14 protein-coding genes, 1 pseudogene and 2 CRISPR repeat arrays are annotated in these 18,680 nt (G+C 54.7%); of the genes and pseudogenes, 13 read left to right on the top strand and 2 right to left on the bottom strand.

Features of this window, described 5'->3' with window-relative positions; genetic code table 11:
* Positions 1–58 precede the first annotated feature (58 nt).
* From JW799_RS03520 to cas2, 13 genes and pseudogenes are all read left to right on the top strand, one after another.
* The gene (locus JW799_RS03520; RefSeq protein ID WP_245809729.1) at positions 59–829 is read left to right on the top strand and encodes an ABC transporter ATP-binding protein; all 771 of its coding nucleotides are present in this window, start codon (positions 59–61) and stop codon (positions 827–829) included.
* The gene (locus JW799_RS03515; protein WP_205428693.1) at positions 817–1,569 is read left to right on the top strand and encodes an ABC transporter permease; all 753 of its coding nucleotides are present in this window, start codon (positions 817–819) and stop codon (positions 1,567–1,569) included. Before JW799_RS03520 ends, JW799_RS03515 begins: the two co-directional genes overlap by 13 nt.
* Positions 1,570–1,581: 12 nt before the next feature.
* Positions 1,582–3,120 (top strand): sensor histidine kinase, encoded by a 1,539-nt coding sequence (locus JW799_RS03510; protein WP_205428692.1) that lies wholly within the window; start codon positions 1,582–1,584, stop codon positions 3,118–3,120.
* Positions 3,098–3,789: pseudogene (locus JW799_RS03505) on the top strand (response regulator transcription factor). Before JW799_RS03510 ends, JW799_RS03505 begins: the two are co-directional and overlap by 23 nt.
* A gap of 298 nt (positions 3,790–4,087) precedes the next feature.
* A CRISPR array of direct repeats spans positions 4,088–5,816; the repeat unit is 33 nt; unit sequence GTCGCATTCCGTATGGGATGCGTGGATTGAAAT.
* 147 nt (positions 5,817–5,963) lie between these two features.
* Positions 5,964–6,410, top strand: a complete 447-nt coding sequence (locus JW799_RS03500; protein ID WP_080835792.1) for a nucleotidyltransferase domain-containing protein — start codon at positions 5,964–5,966, stop codon at positions 6,408–6,410.
* Positions 6,400–6,813 (top strand): HEPN domain-containing protein, encoded by a 414-nt coding sequence (locus tag JW799_RS03495; RefSeq protein ID WP_080835795.1) that lies wholly within the window; start codon positions 6,400–6,402, stop codon positions 6,811–6,813. The genes JW799_RS03500 and JW799_RS03495 overlap by 11 nt, the downstream gene beginning before the upstream one ends.
* 280 nt (positions 6,814–7,093) lie before the next feature.
* Positions 7,094–9,514, top strand: coding sequence for a CRISPR-associated helicase/endonuclease Cas3 (locus tag JW799_RS03490; protein ID WP_080835798.1), 2,421 nt, complete (start codon positions 7,094–7,096; stop codon positions 9,512–9,514).
* A 117-nt stretch (positions 9,515–9,631) separates the two neighbouring features.
* A complete protein-coding gene (gene cas5c, locus JW799_RS03485) occupies positions 9,632–10,351 on the top strand; it encodes a type I-C CRISPR-associated protein Cas5c (protein WP_080835801.1) in 720 nt (239 codons plus the stop codon).
* Entirely contained in the window at positions 10,348–12,231 is a 1,884-nt protein-coding gene (gene cas8c / locus JW799_RS03480; protein WP_205428689.1) for a type I-C CRISPR-associated protein Cas8c/Csd1, read from the top strand. Before cas5c ends, cas8c begins: the two co-directional genes overlap by 4 nt.
* A gap of 17 nt (positions 12,232–12,248) precedes the next feature.
* Entirely contained in the window at positions 12,249–13,112 is an 864-nt protein-coding gene (cas7c, locus tag JW799_RS03475; RefSeq protein WP_080835807.1) for a type I-C CRISPR-associated protein Cas7/Csd2, read from the top strand.
* On the top strand, positions 13,102–13,758 hold the full coding sequence (gene cas4 / locus JW799_RS03470) for a CRISPR-associated protein Cas4 (RefSeq protein ID WP_205428686.1): 657 nt from the start codon (positions 13,102–13,104) through the stop codon (positions 13,756–13,758). The genes cas7c and cas4 overlap by 11 nt, the downstream gene beginning before the upstream one ends.
* Entirely contained in the window at positions 13,755–14,786 is a 1,032-nt protein-coding gene (gene cas1c, locus JW799_RS03465; protein ID WP_205428683.1) for a type I-C CRISPR-associated endonuclease Cas1c, read from the top strand. Before cas4 ends, cas1c begins: the two co-directional genes overlap by 4 nt.
* A gap of 9 nt (positions 14,787–14,795) precedes the next feature.
* Positions 14,796–15,086, top strand: coding sequence for a CRISPR-associated endonuclease Cas2 (cas2, locus tag JW799_RS03460; protein ID WP_080835816.1), 291 nt, complete (start codon positions 14,796–14,798; stop codon positions 15,084–15,086).
* 184 nt (positions 15,087–15,270) lie between these two features.
* Positions 15,271–15,914: direct repeats of the CRISPR family, unit length 33 nt; unit sequence GTCGCATCCCGTGCGGGATGCGTGGATTGAAAT.
* A gap of 26 nt (positions 15,915–15,940) precedes the next feature.
* Here cas2 and JW799_RS03455 read toward each other — a convergent pair.
* Both JW799_RS03455 and JW799_RS03450 read right to left on the bottom strand, forming a co-directional pair.
* Positions 15,941–16,606: a response regulator gene (locus JW799_RS03455; protein ID WP_176220759.1), complete on the bottom strand. Its 666-nt coding sequence runs from the start codon at positions 16,604–16,606 to the stop codon at positions 15,941–15,943.
* Complete coding sequence (locus JW799_RS03450; protein WP_205428681.1) at positions 16,563–18,662, bottom strand: sensor histidine kinase; 2,100 nt, start codon at positions 18,660–18,662, stop codon at positions 16,563–16,565. Before JW799_RS03450 ends, JW799_RS03455 begins: the two co-directional genes overlap by 44 nt.
* Positions 18,663–18,680: the final 18 nt, after the last annotated feature.

Here is an 18,680-nt window from a genome sequence, read left to right as displayed (position 1 = left end):
GTAGACCTAATCAGGCTGCAGATATAACGAGCTTTGAGGATAAGAGGAGGCGAGCGAAGTGAACGGAAACTTGACGGAGCCCCGGGACGAAATCGTGTTGGAACTAAAGGGACTGACGAAAAAATACCGCAACGGGCGCGGCATCGAAAATGTGTCGCTTCAGGTTCGAAGGGGCGACATTTACGGATTTTTCGGGCCGAACGGCTCGGGGAAGACGACGGCGATGAAGGCGATCGTCCGGCTGAGCCGGGCGGATCGCGGAACGGCCGTGCTGTTCGGCAATGACGTGGCCGAGCGTTACGAGCAAGCGATGAAGCGCACGGGAACGATGATCGAGGCGCCGGCGGCTTATGACTATATGAGCGCCTGCCGGAACCTGGAGCTGGCGCTGCGATATTACCCGGAGATCGGGCGGTCCCGGATCGGGGAAGTGCTGGAGCTGACCGGGCTTGCCCCCTATGCCAAGGAAAAGGTCGGAAACTTCTCGCTCGGCATGAAGCAGAAGCTGGGCCTTGCAAGCGCCTTGCTGTCCCGGCCGGAACTGCTTATTCTCGACGAGCCGACGAACGGGCTCGACATCGAAAGCATGGCGGACATGCGCGAGCTGATGCGCCGGCTGGCCCGGGAGGAGAAAATTACGTTTTTCCTGTCCAGCCACCTCGTTCACGAGATGGAAACGCTATGCAACCGGGTTGGAATCCTGTATAAAGGGAATATGATCGCGGAAGGCGCCATGCCGGAGCTGCTGGCCGAAGCCGGTTCCCTGGAAGCCTATTTTCTGGAGCGGATTCGGCACGAAAGGAGCGTGGAAAACGTATGCATGCCCTGAAAGCAAGCCTGGTCAACGAGATGTTCAAGCTCGCCCTGCGCCGAAAATCGCTGTTTTTCCTGGCGCTCTGCCTGCTCGTTCCGGTCGGCGCGGCGTTGACGCTGGACCGGGTGCAGGCCGGCTACGGCCTTGCCTTCGTCGGCGCGGGCGATTTGCCGATGCGCGTGCTCTGGCTGTTCACTTCGTTTCTGCTGCCGCTGATTGCGTTCATGACCGCCGTCGACCTGTTTACGGGCGAAGCGGAGGCGGGAACGCTGAAAACGGCGCTGACGCGGCCGGTCGACCGGTTTCGTCTGTACGCGGCGAAGATCGGCGCGATTTTCCTCTCGGTGTGTTTGTATACGGCTGTCGGTCTCCTTTTTTCGCTGATTTCGGCCTTGCTGCTGCAGGGGAGGGAAGATTGGGCGGCCGGCATTTTGCCGACGGCGACGGCTTTTGCCGCATCGGTGCTGCCGATGACGGTGCTCGGCGCGATGGCCGGTTTCGTGGCCCAGCTTTTTAAAAATACGACGGGCGCGTTGGCCGTTCTCATCGTCCTGTACGCGCTGCTGAAGCTTAGCGTGCTGCTGGTGCCTGCCGTGTCCGCCTATTTGCCGGTACACTATACCGACTGGCACCTTCTGTGGACGGACGGCCCGACGGCATGGCCGCAGTTGACCGGCATCTTCGCTTTGCTCGCGGCATGGGGGCTGATTTTTTTTACGGCCGGTTACGTTCTGTTCGACAAGAAAGAGTTATAGGGGTTGGAAAACATGTCGATTCGGTTGCGGCTTCTGCTGTCCTATCTGCTCATGCTGGCCGTGCCTTTGCTGCTGTCGGGCTTTGCGCTGCTCATTATGCTGGGCTCGTTCGCCGAGCATTTCGGTTCGGTTTACCGGCTCGATCGGTACGAGGGCAATCCGGTGCAGGCCATTTTGCGGCAAGAGGGAGCGGTCGTGTCGGACATCCGGGAGCACGCGGAAACCGATCCGTCCCGGATGCTGGCGCCCGCGACGCAACAGGAGCTGGACGACCGGCTCGGGCAGATCAATATGGGGCTTGTGGTCGTGCGGGGCGGGGAGCCCGCGTTCGTATCGCCGTCCCTCGAATACGAGCCGGAACCGGCGCGGCTTCCGAAGCTGCTCGAAAAGCTGGCCGCCGATACCGTCGAGAGCCGCATGCTTATCCTGGACGGCTGGCTGCTGTTCGACCAGATCACGATCCCTTTTGCGGACGGCCGGGAGGGGAGCGCTTTTGTCGTCATGGACCTGTATGTGTTCGGGGACTTTCTGGCCGATTTCCTGGGCGAATCCGTTCCCTGGCTGTTCCTGGCCATGCTCGTGATTTTCGTGCTGACGAACGGTTTCCTGACCTATTTCGTCTCCCGCAGCATCATCCGGCCGCTGCGCGAGCTGATGCGGGCCACGAAGGAAATGAAGGAGGGCAATCTCGCCGTAAGCATTGATACGTCCGGCCGGGACGAATTCGGCGATTTGAGCCGGTCGTTCGACGATATGCGCAGAAGGCTGAAGCAATCGGTCGATTTGCAAATGCAGTACGAAAACAATCGCAAAGAGCTGATCGCGAACATTTCCCACGATTTGAAAACGCCGATCTCTTCGATCAAGGGGTATGTCGAGGGAATCTTCGACGGAGTCGCCGACACGCCGGAAAAACTGGACCGCTACTTGCGGACGATCCACACCAAAACGCAGCAAATGGACCGTCTGATCGACGAGCTTTTCCTGTTTTCCAAGCTGGACTTGAACCGTCTGTCTTTTCAATTCGAGCCGGTCGAGATCGCGGCCCTGCTGCGGGAATGCGCGGACGCGATGGCGATCGACCTGGAGAAGCGGGGAATCGAGTGCCGGCTGGCCGTTCCGGACGAATTGGAGACGCTGCGCGTTCCCGCGGACCGGAGCCATCTGAAGCGGGCGGTTACGAACATTCTGGAAAACGCCGCGAAATATATGGACAAAAATCCGGGCCTGATCCGCATCAAGGTTGGCGACGCCGGCAACTGGCTCGTCGTTCAGGTGGAGGACAACGGGCGCGGAATCGAACCCGAGGCGCTGCCGCATATTTTCGACCGGTTTTACCGGGCGGACCCGGCGCGCAATTCGGATCAGGGAGGCAGCGGACTGGGGCTTGCCATCGTCAAGCAAATTATCGAAGGCCACGGCGGCCGGGTGGAGGCGCGGAGCGCGCCGGGTCAGGGGACCTCGATCTATTTCTCGCTGCCGAAGCCGGGAGCGGGATCGGCAAACGGGACGGAAGGGCGGATGAACGATGCAGCGCATTCTGATCATTGAGGACGATACGAGCATCGCCGAATTGCAAAGGGATTACCTGGAAATCGGCGGTTACTCGGTTACGATGGAGCATACGGGGGACGGCGGACTGCGCGAGGCGCTGAACGGCCGTTACGATCTCGTCATTCTCGATCTGATGCTTCCGGGCATGGACGGCTTCGAAATTTGCCGCCGCCTTCGGGCGGAACGGGAAATTCCGATCATCATGCTGTCCGCCCGGACGGAGGATATCGATAAAATCCGCGGCCTCGGCCTCGGCGCCGACGACTACATGACGAAGCCGTTCAGCCCGGGCGAGCTGGTGGCGCGCGTAAAGGCGCACCTGTCCCGCTATGAGCGGCTGGCGAAGCCGGCGGAAAGCCGCCGGGCGGAAATCGCCATCCGGGGCCTCAAAATCGACAAAAACGCCCGACGCGTATTCGTGAACGGCGATGAAATATTATTGACGACCAAAGAGTTCGACTTGCTCGCTTTTTTGGCGGAGCATCCGAATCGGGTTTTTCACAAGGAAGAGCTGTTCGAGAAGGTTTGGGGGCTGGAAGCGAACGGCGACAGCTCCACGGTGACCGTCCATATTCGCAAAATCCGCGAGAAGCTGGAGTCGGTTCCGGCGAGTCCCTCGTACATCGACACCGTCTGGGGGCGGGGTATCGGTTCAAGGTGGATTGAACGCTTCTTTTTTCCGGTTTAGATGCATCAAAAGGGAAAAGGCTTTGTTGACGTTCGATGACACGAAACGCTAAAATAGAGCATCGGTTTTATTTTTTTGGCTCGTTCAGAGCCGTACATATCTTGTGGTGCGAATGTGAAGCGCACATGATTTTCCCGGGGGATTCGCACCAAATTTCTGCAAAAATTTGGATATCCGACTGGTGGATTCACACTATTTGGCTTTATATTTGCGATAATAGCGCCATTATATTCACGAATACATGTATTTTTGGGGAATATTAGGCGAAAAATCGCTGTCGCATTCCGTATGGGATGCGTGGATTGAAATAGCAATTGCGGGAGACGAGAAGGCGGATGAACGGAGTCGCATTCCGTATGGGATGCGTGGATTGAAATAACATATTCAGGGTTTGACGACATCAGTGCGTGGTCGCATTCCGTATGGGATGCGTGGATTGAAATTTGTTGTCCTTGAAGGGGACAAAGTAGCATTGTCCCGTCGCATTCCGTATGGGATGCGTGGATTGAAATTTGCCCTTGGTATTGATACACGTCTTTGTCCGTATCGCGTCGCATTCCGTATGGGATGCGTGGATTGAAATACCCGAGAGGTCGAAATTCCGTGGACATCATCCAATGTCGCATTCCGTATGGGATGCGTGGATTGAAATACAAAAGAACCGGTACGTGCCGTACCGAAGAAAGTCAAGTCGCATTCCGTATGGGATGCGTGGATTGAAATGTCATCGGATACACGTATGTAAAGAAAGGCTCTCGTCGCATTCCGTATGGGATGCGTGGATTGAAATTTGCCGCAGAGGAAAACAAGCGTCAGCAGCAGTTACAGTCGCATTCCGTATGGGATGCGTGGATTGAAATGTCTATGGTGTGGTCTAAACGTTCCCAGAAGGTTGTCGCATTCCGTATGGGATGCGTGGATTGAAATTACAAGTAGTTCGCCCGCCATGCGCGGGCGTGGAGTCGCATTCCGTATGGGATGCGTGGATTGAAATGGCCCGACTTGCACGTATTTGATGCCATCCTTTGTCGCATTCCGTATGGGATGCGTGGATTGAAATGGATGTCGTCCGGTCCGTATGCGTTGCCGTCCGGGTCGCATTCCGTATGGGATGCGTGGATTGAAATTTTCCGGTACACGAAATATTGGGAGGGACGCTGGTCGCATTCCGTATGGGATGCGTGGATTGAAATCTGTCGATGATAAAGTAATCGAGCCGCCGGAGTTGGTCGCATTCCGTATGGGATGCGTGGATTGAAATCCGGTTTATCATGCTTAATATGACATTAGCATGGGTGTCGCATTCCGTATGGGATGCGTGGATTGAAATGCAAGCCGCCTTTGTAACCGTAGACGGTATGCAACGTCGCATTCCGTATGGGATGCGTGGATTGAAATAAGCCGTCGATATAAACGTTGTAACCAAGCACATTAGTCGCATTCCGTATGGGATGCGTGGATTGAAATCTCGTTCCCATCACTTAACAATAGTTTGAAATTGTCGCATCCCGCATGGGATGCGTGGATTGAAATATAATATCTAGTCGCCACCGGATTCCCGTTTTGAGTCGCATCCCGCATGGGATGCGTGGATTGAAATCCCATCCGAGCGGCAGGACTTTAAAGATTTCTTGTGTCGCATCCCGCATGGGATGCGTGGATTGAAATCGGCGATGGGGCAAGAGTTGGTCAACCGAGCGCCGGTCGCATCCCGCATGGGATGCGTGGATTGAAATAAGTCTCAGCCGGGCAAGTTCGGTGTCTGCCTCAAGTCGCATCCCGCATGGGATGCGTGGATTGAAATTTCGATGATAGGAGCCACTTGCTGCGTTGCCGCGTCGCATCCCGCATGGGATGCGTGGATTGAAATTGAGGAGGCAGCCCCATGGCAAAAGTAACGACTATGTCGCATCCCGCATGGGATGCGTGGATTGAAATGGCACTAACGTCGAAGTTCGGATAACGCTTCTTGGTCGCATCCCGCATGGGATGCGTGGATTGAAATACTTTATGCTTACGCGAGTATATAATTATATAATAAAGATAGTCGCACCCTCCCGTGGGATGCGTGGATGAGATCTCGGCATCTTGGAAACAATGGTTATCCAGACAGTTCGCATCCCGCATGGGATGCGTGGATTGAGGTGGTATTATGGGAATCGAAAAGGTGCCTCAGGAGATGAAGGAGAAGCTCCAAAAGCTATTTAACGAGTATGGCCTGAGAGAGGGCCATCTTTATGCTGACCTAAGTTCTGGTGAGGTTGTAGTACGTACGAATAAAGCTTCGCCCGAAGATTTACAGTTGGCGAAAATCATAGCAGACATTTATGCAGAGAGGGACCCTGAAAATATTGAGAGGATCGTATTGTTCGGGTCAAGAGCTCGCGGGGATTCAGGCGCCAGCAGCGACTTTGATATCCTTATTTTAGTAGAAGAAGATAGTAAAGATATTCGTTCAAACATACGGGCGGGAAGGCGGCACTCAAGTAAATTTCCTATAGTTGATCTAGACTTGCTTATTTGTACGAACGAAGATTTTAGGAAGTCTACGATTTATGAAAGTGTTTTGAGGGAGGGAATCGTACTTTATGAGCGATGACTACAATGTTTGGTATGGAGGGGCAGAAAAAGATTTAATAGCAGCCAAACTAGTGTCGGATAGCGGTGTTAATCCTGAACTTGTTGCATTTACCGCATCTCTTTCTGCCGAGAAGTTTTTGAAATCTCTAGTGTTTTATAAAGGAATTGCGGAGTTTAGGTCACACGATCTGGAAGCTATAGCAGATAAATTAGAGTCAGCAGGAATGATCATTCCAGATCAAATCCGAAAATATTGCGAGGATCTGAACGACTATCCCATTAAGGCTAGATATTTAGGGATTGATGTAACGAATGAAATGGCTTCAGATGCGATAAGGTGCTGTGAAGGAATTCGTGATTTCGTAAGAGATGCAATTTCTCCCGGGAACCAAAGGGTAAAGGACTCTCGGCATGAAGGCTAACTCAAGGTCGCATCCCGCATTCCTGGATAGGGGTTGCGTCGTTAAGCTTTTCGCGGTAATCAATTCGCTCATAGAATCCACCACGTGACTACAAATAGCCATTAATTTATCAGATTCCCCAAAGTGGTCTTCTTTAAATTTCCTCCTCAACTAGTCCCCCGCCAAAACAACCCATTTAAAATCAAATTATTACAGAAACATACGTTCGCTGGCAACCGGCTGTCAATTTTCTATGGTACATTAGGATCAATAGAATCGATTACAAGTCGGGAGGGTGCCAATGAACTATATCGCACATATCCGGGGAAGCGACGGAAAAATTCAAAGCGTAGAAGCGCATTTGCTGGAAGTGAAGGTTTTGGCCGAATCGTTCGGAGCCAAAGTTGGCATCAAGCACATTGCGGGGCTGGCGGGATTGCTTCACGATATGGGCAAGTATACCCATGCATTCAGAGAATACATACAGCAAGCGGTGCAAAACCCCGATTCCCCGCCCAAGCGCGGCAGCGTGGACCACTCGACCGCCGGCGGGAAGCTGCTGTTTGAAATGTTCCACACCGGTGCGCCATCCCGATACGACTGGATTCTGGCCGAAATCGTCGGCAACGCCATTTTGTCGCATCATGGCTATTTGCTCGATTTTTTGAGCCCGGATCTGGAGTCCCCCTACTTGCAGCGCGTCGAGAAAAAGGAGCTGGACGAATTCGACCGGGCCAAACGGCATTTCCTTGCCAACGTCATGAACGAGACGGAATTTCGCTCCTATGTTGCCCGGGCGTCGGATGAGCTGCAGGGATTCATGACCAAACCTTCTCCGATATCCGACGAAAGCAAAGTCATGTTTTTGACCAAGTTCGTATTTAGCGCGCTGATCGATGCGGACCGGACCAATACGAGAATCTTTGAAGAAGGGGAAAAAGAGGAATCCAAGCCGGACCGGACAACGTTGTTTACGGTTTATTACGATAAGCTCATGGCGAAGCTCGATTCGTTCCGCGCTCGGGACGACGCCCAGCACCCGATTGCTCAATTAAGAAGGGACATGTCCGAACAATGCGAACGGTTTGCGGCCAAGCCCTCGGGAATTTACACATTGTCCATCCCGACGGGAGGCGGCAAGACGCTGGCCAGTTTGCGATATGCGCTCAAGCACGCTCAGGAATACGGGAAAAAACGCATTATTTATGTCGTTCCGTATACGACCATCATCGAGCAAAATGCGGAAGAGGTTCGCCGCATCCTGCAGGATGACGCTCACGTTCTGGAGCATCATTCGAACGTGGTCGACGATCTGCACGACGAAGACGAGCACGAGGACGGCATCGTCAATGAGCGGCAAAAATTAAAGCTGGCCAAGGACAACTGGGATTCGCCGATCGTATTTACGACGATGGTGCAGTTTCTGGACGTGTTTTTTGCCGCGGGAAGCCGGAACGTTCGCAGGCTCCATAACTTGAGCGAATCGGTCATCATTTTCGATGAAGTTCAGAAGGTCCCCGTTCGCTGCGTCTCCCTTTTTAACCAGGCGCTGAATTTTCTCAAAACCTATTGCAACACCAGTTTGATTCTTTGTACCGCTACTCAGCCCGCCCTGGATTTCGTAGAACATAAGCTGGCGGTCAACCCCGATGCCGAGATCATCGATGATCTGAACAGGGTCATCGACGCGTTCAAAAGAGTCGAAATCGTCGACCGGGCGACGGAAGCGCTGGATACCGAAAGATTGGCTGAATTCGTCCTGGACCAATTGCAAGAGGTTCGCAGCGCGCTCGTCATTCTGAATACCAAGGGCGTCGTCAAAAAGCTGTACGAGAGACTTGAGAAAGAGGAAATTCCACTTTATCACTTAAGCACATCGATGTGCGCGGCGCACCGGCATCGTATTTTGGAGAACGTCAGGAAGCATTTAAGGAACGAGGAAAAAGTCGTTTGCGTCAGCACGCAATTGATTGAAGCCGGAGTCGACATCAGCTTCGATTGCGTCATTCGTTCTTTGGCGGGGTTGGACTCCATTGCGCAAGCCGCGGGCCGATGCAACCGGCACGGCAAAAACGGCATCCGGAAGGTGTATGTGATCGACCATGCGGAGGAAAATCTGAAGCATCTGCCGGAGATTAAAGTCGGCAAAAAAGAGACTCAAAAAATTCTCGCCGACCTGCGAAAAGATCCGAGTCTTCACGGCGGCAGCCCGTTGTCCCAGCAGGCGATGCGCAAATATTTTCAGGAATTTTTTAAGGAGTTCGAAACGAGTCTGGATTACCCGATCCCGGCGCTAAGCAAAAGCGCGATCGAACTGTTGACGGTGCCGAGGCAGCATAATTCTTACTATCAGGCCTACAAGAGCAACGCTGGAGACGATCTTCGTTTGTTTATTGTGAACAGTTATCGGACGGCGGCGGAACGCTTTCAGGTCATCGATAGTCCGACCGTTTCCGTTCTGGTTCCATATGGCGACGAAGGCAAGGAGGTCATTGCCGAGCTTAGCGGAGGGACTTCCATAGCGGAGCTGTCAAAATTACTGCGAAGGGCGCAGCCGTATACCGTCAATTTATTCCGCCACGAACAAGAACGATTGGCGCAGAACGACGGTCTAGTCGGTTTGCTGGACGGGAAGGTATTGGCGTTAAAAGAAGGCGCCTATAACCGCGACTTCGGCGTCGATTCGGACAATGACAGCGGGTTCGCTGCGGGGATCATTTGATTTTTTCATCCGCGTTATGTGAGATAACGACCATTTGGTAAATATTTTACAATGACTGGATTTTAGGATAAAGTTGGATATAAAGAATGTCGAAACCAGAAAGGAGGTGTCCTTTCCATGCGAAATTCCATCGAATTTGTCGTTTACGGCAAGTACGCCCTGTTTACCGATCCTCTGACGAAACTTGGCGGGGAGAAGCTGTCCTACCAGATTCCCACCTACCAAGCGCTGAAAGGGATTGTGGAATCCATATATTGGAAACCTACACTTCAGATGCTGATTGACGAGGTCCGGATCCTGAACCCGATCCGCATGGAATCCAAGGGGATTCGTCCGATGGAGTACGGCGGAGGGAATACGCTGGCCAACTACACGTATTTAAGGGACGTACGCTATCAGGTTCGCGCTCATTTCGAGTTCAATCTGAACCGACCGGATTTGGCGTTCGACCGCAACGAGCACAAGCACCACAATATCCTCAAACGTTCGCTCCAGGCTGGCGGGCGACGGGACATTTTCCTCGGAACAAGGGAATGTCAGGCCTATGTCGAGCCGTGCGTTTTTGGCGAAGGGGAAGGGGTCTACGACGGCATCGAAGAGCTTCATTTCGGCACGATGGTGCATGGCATCAGTTACCCGGACGAAACCGGCCGTGACCAGATGGAGATCCGGCTGTGGAATCCGGTCATGAGGAACGGCGTCATTACGTTCATCCGGCCGGAGGAATGCACGCAAGTTCGAACGGTGGCCGAAATGAAGCCGAAGCGGTTCGATTCCGCCAATGTCGAGTCGGCCGAAGACTTGTACGCACAGATGGAAGAGGGGGTGAATCCATGAGCTGGCTGCTTAATTTGTACCAGACCTACGAGTCGAACCTGGATCGGGTCGGTCAAATCGAGAGAAGGCACAACGAGCAGGAATTCACGCTGCTGCCCGTCTCCCACACGACCCAGAACGCGCATATTGAAGTACAGGTAACGGAGGACGGGGAATTTCATTGGGCGGACGTTATCGACAAGAACGATGCAAGTACGCTGATTCCTTGCACCGAAGAGTCGGCGAGCCGCGCCGGTTCCAAGATCGCTCCCTATCCGCTCCACGATAAATTAAGTTACGTGGCGGGGGACTTCGCCGCTTACGGCGGCGAGATCAAGAAGGACGACCCTTTTCCCTCTTACATCAAGCAATTGGGAGAATGGGCGGAATCTCCCTATGCCGTCGATAAAGTCAGAAGCATTTACCGGTACTTGCGAAAAGGAAGGCTGATTCAGGATCTGGTGGAGAGCCGAGTTCTCTACGTCGACGCCGACAATCGGCTGCTCGACAAATGGGACAAGCCGGATACGCCCAAACCGCCGGTCTTCTCGGTCATGGTCGGCGGCGTCGAGAGTTTGTTCGTTCGTTTCAATGTATACTCCCCCGACAAGGTATTGACGAAAGTGTGGAAGGACCCGGAGATGTACGATTCCTTCATGCGCTTTTACGGCCGCCGGTTAGGGGAAGAAGATTACTGCTACGTTACCGGGGAGAAGCGTCCGAGCACCGACCGGCACGCCAACAAAATCCGGAACGCCGCAGACAAAGCCAAACTGATTTCGGCCAACGACACAAGCGGCTTTACGTTTCGCGGACGGTTTCAAACCGGCAACGAGGCGGCTAGCATCAGCTACGAAGTTTCGCAGAAGGCACATAACGCCCTGAAATGGCTTATCAACCGCCAGGGAAAAATCGTCGACCAACGCGTTTTTCTCGTTTGGGCGAACGACGACCTGGGCGTCCCGGAGCCGATGGGAGATTCCTTTTCCTTGTCGCCGGAGACGACGGTCGTCAAAGCGAATATCTCGTTTACGAACAAGGAATTCGCGGACGAGTTCGGCAAGGCGCTTGGCGGGTATCGCAACCGACTGTCGTCCTCGATGAATGCGAACGTGAATATTCTCGTTCTCGATTCGGCTACGACCGGGCGCATGGCGGTCCTGTACTATCGGAATTTGAACAAGGAATTTTATCTGAACCGGCTGATCAGGTGGCATTCGTCTTGCGTGTGGCTGCACCGATACCGCAAAGACGAGAACGGCGAATTTGTTCAATTTTTCGGAGCCCCCGCTACGAAGGACATCGCCTTTGCAGCTTACGGTCCCAGAGCCGGCGAGAAGATCGTCAAAGGGCTGATGGAGCGCATGCTGCCCTGCATCGTCGACGAGCGGGCGATCCCGAAGGACATCGTGGACAGCGCTTTGCACCGCGCTTCCAATCCCGTGTCGATGGAAAAATGGGAGTGGGAAAAGACGCTGAGCATCGCATGCGCCTTAATCAATCAAAAGGAGGAAAAGCGTGTGGCACTGGACGTTCATAACAATGAGCGCGATTATTTGTTCGGCCGATTGCTTGCTGTCGCCGACGTGCTGGAGAGACGGGCGCTCGGTTCCGAAGAAAGCCGTGCGACCAATGCGATCCGCTATATGAACGCGTTCTCCCGGCATCCGGCGAGGACATGGGCGACCATTCAAACGAGCTTGCAGCCGTATCAAGCCAGACTGGGAACGAAGGCGACCTATTTGTCGAAGATTATCGACGAAATCGGCTCGCGCATCCCGCCGGATCAGTTTAACAATAAGCCGTTGTCCGGGTTGTATTTGCTCGGTTTTTACAGTCAGCGGCATGAACTCTACCAGAAGAAAGAAAGTCAGGACGACGCAAGCGAACAATCCATTTAATTAAGGGAGAGATCGGAATGAGCACACTGGACCGAAAAATTGATTTTGCCGTCGTTTTGTCCGTCATCAAAGCAAATCCGAACGGAGATCCGTTGAACGGCAACCGTCCTCGCCAAAACTACGACGGTTACGGCGAGATTTCGGACGTCGCGCTGAAGCGGAAAATTCGCAATCGCCTTCAGGATATGGGCGAATCGATTTTCGTCCAATCGAACGACCGCAAGTCGGATGCTTACAACAGCTTGAGAGAACGGGCCGACGGCAATGCCGAACTGGAGAAAATTTTGAAATCGAAGACGGGCTCGAGCGACGACTTTGCCCGTATCGCCTGCCAGGAATGGATCGACGTTCGCAGTTTCGGCCAGGTGTTCGCTTTTAAAGCCGATAAATCGGGGGCCGGCGTTTCCGTCGGGGTTCGGGGGCCCGTTTCGATCCACACTGCGACAAGCCTCGATCCGATCGATATTACGAGCACGCAAATTACGAAAAGCGTCAACTCCGAACCGGGGGAGAAGCGTTCTTCGGATACGATGGGCATGAAGCATCGCGTCGACGCGGGCGTTTACGTTTTTTATGGCAGCATCAATACGCAACTAGCCGAAAAAACCGGATTCACGAACGAGGATGCCCTCAAGATCAAAGAAGCGCTCGTCTCTTTGTTCGAAAACGACGCTTCGTCCGCCAGACCGGAAGGCAGCATGGAAGTGCACAAGGTTTACTGGTGGGAGCACCGGTCCAAATTGGGCCAATTTTCATCAGCCAAGGTCCATCGCTCCCTGAAGTGGGAGAAAACCGCGGAAGAGCCGAAATCGTTCGAAGATTACAAATTTTCCGTATCGCCGCTGGAAGGATTGGAAGTCGAAACGATCGATGGACGATAAAGAAGACTCCTACTTGATGCTTTCGGGCATTCAGCATTTTCAATTTTGCAAACGGCAATGGGCGTTCATTCACATCGAACAGCAATGGGCGGAAAATGTTCGAACGGTCGAAGGGCAGCATCTTCACCGAAATGCGGACAAACCGTTTACGAGAGAAAAGCGGGGAGACAAGCTGACCGTTCGCGCCATGCCTGTTAAATCCGAAAGCCTCGGCGTTACCGGGATCTGCGACGTGGTCGAGTTTATCCGGGACGACAACGGAGTTGAAATCCAGGGGGCGGAAGGCAGGTACGTCGCCTATCCGGTCGAATACAAGCGCGGCAAGCCGAAAAAAGGCGAAGAAGACGTCTTGCAGCTTGCCGCGCAAGCTCTTTGCCTGGAAGAGATGCTTTTGTGCGAAGTCAATCTGGGCTACCTGTATTACAACGAGATCAAGCACCGGGTCGAAGTGCCGTTGACTGCCGATCTCAAAAGCAAAGTCCGAGCCGTCGTCGCCGAAATGCAGGATTATTACCGGCGGAGGTACACGCCCAAAGTGAAAACAGGAGCATACTGCCGCAGTTGTTCCCTTCAATCCATTTGCTTGCCCGAAATGATGAACAAACGGACGGTCAAAAGTTATATTGAAGGGAAAATCAAGGAATGAAAAAGCTGCTGAACACCTTGTTCGTCAACCAACCGGACGTTTATTTGGCGCTCGACGGCGATAACGTGGTGCTGACGAAAGATCAGGAGAAATTGGGGAGGCTGCCGCTGCACAATCTGGAGGGAATCGTCGCTTTCGGATACACCGGCGCCAGCCCGGCACTCATGGGATATTGCGCGGAGCGCAATATCTCCTTGACGTTTCTGACGATGAACGGCCGTTTTCTGGCCAGAGTCGTCGGGCAAAGCCAGGGCAACGTCGTCCTGAGAAAAAAGCAGTACCGGATCTCGGAAGACGAGCGAATGTCCGCGAAAATCGCGAGCAATTTTATCGTCGGAAAAATTTATAACCAGAAATGGATGATCGAGAGGATGACGCGCGACTATCCGTTGCGCATCGACGTCGATCGTTTTAAAGAAGCTTCGGCCCAGCTTTCAGCCATCCTGTCGGACGCAAGATCATGCGAAGATTTGGAGCGGTTGAGAGGGTTCGAAGGGCAAGCGGCCGTGTGCTATAACAAGCTGTTCGACCGCATGATCCTTCAGCAGAAGGAGGATTTCGTTTTTCGCTCCCGTTCCCGAAGGCCGCCGTTGGACAACGTGAATGCGATGCTTTCGCTCTCCTACACGCTATTGGCCCACGACATGGCGTCCGCACTGGAAGGCGTCGGGCTGGACGCATACGTCGGCTTTATGCATCGCGACCGTCCGGGCAGGGTCTCGCTAGCGTTGGACTTGATGGAAGAGTTGCGAAGCATCTATGCGGACAAGTTCGTGCTGTCGCTCATAAACAAGAGAATCGTGGGCAAGGATGACTTTTTGAAAAAAGAAAACGGCGCCGTCATCATGAAAGACGAGGCAAGAAAAACCTTTCTGACCGCATGGCAGAACAGGAAGCAGGAGAAGATCGTGCATCCGTATCTGGGAGAAAAAATTTCCTGGGGGCTGGTCCCGCACGTTCAAGCCTTACTGTTGGCCCGTCATTTGCGCAACGATCTGGACGAGTACCCGCCCTTTTTGTGGAAGTAGGTGATCTCAATGCTGGTACTCATCACGTATGATGTAAGTACGGTTAACAGCGCAGGACAAAGGCGATTGCGTCAAGTTTCAAAGGCATGCCAGGCCTACGGGCAACGCGTACAAAATTCCGTATTCGAATGCGTAGTTGACGCCACGGAGTTTAAAATCCTAAAATTAAAGCTGCTGGAATTGATTGACGAGGAACAGGACAGCCTTCGCTTTTACCAATTGGGCAACAATTATAAGGGCAAGGTAGAGCATTTCGGAGTGAAAGAGTCCCTTGATTTGGAAGGCCCGTTGATTTTGTAGCGGGAATCCTCGTGGTGCGAATGTGAAGCGCACATGATTTTCCCGGGGGATTCGCACCAAATTTCTTCTAAATTTTGGAATTTGCTTCGGATAATTAACATTTTTTGGGCTTCTATTTTCGATTTGAAAGCGATTCTTCTCTCGTATAGTTATATTTTTGGGTAATTTTAGGCGAAAAATCGCTGTCGCATCCCGTGCGGGATGCGTGGATTGAAATTCCGCACCTTCCCCTCGCGAGCAGAAAAGTTTATGTCGCATCCCGTGCGGGATGCGTGGATTGAAATATCCCGATAGCGTTTCGTCCAGCGTCGGTACGTAGGCGTCGCATCCCGTGCGGGATGCGTGGATTGAAATCACCATCCAATAATTTCGTCCGCATCGTCCCGAGTCGCATCCCGTGCGGGATGCGTGGATTGAAATCAGCAGCCTGAAAGGGTTTGGGACGGCCGCAAGCGGGTCGCATCCCGTGCGGGATGCGTGGATTGAAATCGCAAGTCCAGCCCAAGCCTCCTTACGGAGGTGGCCGTCGCATCCCGTGCGGGATGCGTGGATTGAAATATGAAAATGTACTGCCCCTACGAGCCGCCGAAAGTCGTCGCATCCCGTGCGGGATGCGTGGATTGAAATTTCGAAACCCGGTATATATTGGCCGCGTCCGTTGGTCGCATCCCGTGCGGGATGCGTGGATTGAAATCTTTCCGTCCGATACTACTCCAGATGATGGTATGTCGCATCCCGTGCGGGATGCGTGGATTGAAATAATATCATCAGATCGGCGGCGCCGGCGTCCCGCTCGTCGCATCCCGCACGGGATGCGTGGATAGATCGAAACGAATAAAAAGAGCCCGGCCGCCCTAAGGCTGGCCGAGCCCGGCTTCGCGCGCCATGAGAATGGCCTGCGCGCGATCGACGACCTGCAGCTTGTTCAGGATGTTCGAAACGTGGTTGCGCACCGTCTTGAGCGACAGGCCGAGCTTCCGCGCGATGAACGCGTTGTCGTGTCCTTTCGCGATCCATTCCAGCACTTCGCGCTCCCGGTCCGACAGCTCCGGAAACAGAGGCTCGGCCGGCTTATTCGTCAGCGCGTCGAAATAAAACATCATTCTCCGCGCGATCGAGGCGCTGAAGATGGCTTCCCCGCTCCCGACCGCCTGGAGCGCCCGGACGATTTCCTGCTTGTTCGCTCCTTTGAGGAGATAGCCGCGGGCTCCGGCGCGCATAGCCGAAAACACGGACGCGTCATCGTCGAACATCGTCAAAATCAGAATCCCGATATGGGGGCTGTGCCAGACGATATCCCGGGTCGCCTCGATCCCGTTTTTTCCCGGCATGTTGATGTCCATCAGGATTATATCGGGCTGAAGCTGCTGGGCGAGCCGAACCGCTTCCTCGCCTCCCGAAGCTTCCCCCACCACCTCGAATTCCGGCACCGAGCCCAGCGACGCCGTTAATCCCTCGCGAAACATCGGGTGATCGTCAGCCAGCATGATCCGCAGCTTTTCCCCATCGTTCCAATTCATTCGTCCATCCTCCAAGCTCCAAAGGTAAAATCGCCGTCACCGTAGTCCCGGCTCCCGGTTCCGAACGAAAACGGCACGTTCCGCCGACTTCTTCGGCGCGCTCCTTCATCGACCGCATGCCGATGCCCGGCCTGACCGAGACCGGCATCCCGCTCCCGTCGTCGCGGACTTCCAGCCTCAACGTCGTTTCCTCCGTCTCCAGCAGGATGCGGCAGGAGCTTGCCTGCGCGTGGCGAGCGACGTTCGTCAGCGCCTCTTGCGCGATTCGGTACAAGGCGACCTCGATGGCGGCGTTCAGCCGCGGCAGCCGCTCCGGTCCCTCCATCGAAATGCGCAGCCCGCTGTTCTCGAATTGCAGCGTCAGCTCCCGCAGCGCGAACAAAAGCCCGAATTCGTCGAGAGAAGGGGGACGCAGCGCATAAACCAGCCGGCGAATCTCGGCGATGGCTTCGCGAAGCTGGGCTTGAATCTCCCGAAGGAGGGAGGCTGCCTTGTCCGTATCGGCATCCTGCAGCAGCGCGACCTGATCGAGCCGCAGCATCATGCTTGCGAGGCTCGAGCCCAGACCGTCGTGCAGATCCCGGCGCAGCCGCCTGCGCTCTTCTTCGCGCGCTCCGACGAGCCGCTCCCGCGAACGGTGCAGCTCTTCGGTCAGCCGTTCCGCCTGCACGGCGATGCTGACCTGGCGAACCAAGTCGTCCAGCAGGCTTCGTTTTCCCGGCGGCACCAGGTCGGCCGCCCGCTCGATGCCCAGCGCCAGCCAGCCGACTTCTTCGCCCTGCACCGTCAGCGGAATCCGGGTACTCCGTTCCGGGGCGCTTCCGTAGACGGCCACGATTTCGGTCCCGCCGTCCCGCCGCACTTCGATCGCCGCGTAAGGCAATCGCAAAGCCAGGGCGACTTTCTCGGTGACGAACATGAGCAGCGATTTATGCGTGAGCGCCCCTTCTAGCCGCTGAACGAGCCCGGAAAGTAGGGTGTACGGATCCTCGCGCACGCCGAACACGAGATGATTGACTGCCTGTTGAACCCGCAGCCGGACAGGCTGTCCCAGCAGCGCGATCAACCCGGTCGCCAGCAGCGCAAGCATAGAGGTCACCTGTCCGTGCAACAGCAGGCCGAACAGGCCGACGACCACGACGTAGACGAGGACGATCATCAAGGACAGCACCGCGTATACGATCGTCCGGTTAAACGCGACGGCCATGCCGCGCAGCCGGTATTCCAGCACGGCCATGCCCATCGAAAACGGCAAAATCAGAAGCCCTCCGTAGAACAGCGTGATCGTCGCCATCCGGTAGATCCCGTTGTCGGCAAACGGGGCCATAAGGCCGATCGCCCCGCCCAGCAAGTAAGCGCTCATGCCGACGATGAACCAGCGAACGATCCGCTTGCGCTCCGGCGACGCGCTTTGCCTGTAACGGCACAGCTGGGCGACAATGACGAGGCCGTGCATGAACAGCATGTACCCGCCTCGAAGCTCGGGCGGCCAGGTCATATGGTCCAGGGGCGTTCCCGGGGCGAACCAGAGATGCGCCCCCATCGGAATCAGCCAGGCGACGGCGGGAACGATCGTCCACTTGGGCGCGAACCTGCCGTCCGGGAACAGAAAATAAAAGAACAAATACATGGAGCCGAAGTCGTCCAATATCCGAAACAGCCGGTACTGGAAGGGACTCAGCAGGGTGTCGTCCGTGCTGAAAATCGTTCCGGCGACCAGGATCAACAGGGAGGCGACGATGCTGTAAGGATCTCTCCAGCCGTACCGATAGACGAGAAATCCGATCGCCAGCGCCGACAGGTTTTGAATCGTCAGCAGGCTGACCATGAATCCGCCGTAGGCCTCCGGCGTTACGCCGATCGTCTGCAGGTGGCCGAATTGAGCCTCCGTCAACTGGAGAAAGCTGCGGCAATCGGCTCCGCCGCACGGAACGTCGTACACGCCCACCCCCAGAAAGTGGCTGAAAACCGCCACGATAACCGAAGCGGACGCTGCCGCCCACCAAAGCGCGTGAAGCCCGGCGCCCGCCGCGATCCGCAACATGCGATTGTTCAAAAGGCGCATCCCGCTCTT

This window comes from Cohnella algarum, from assembly GCF_016937515.1.
Classification (GTDB): Bacteria; Bacillota; Bacilli; order Paenibacillales; family Paenibacillaceae; genus Cohnella; species Cohnella algarum.
Note: the sequence above shows the minus strand (reverse complement) of the source record. Positions and strands in the feature narration are given on the sequence as shown.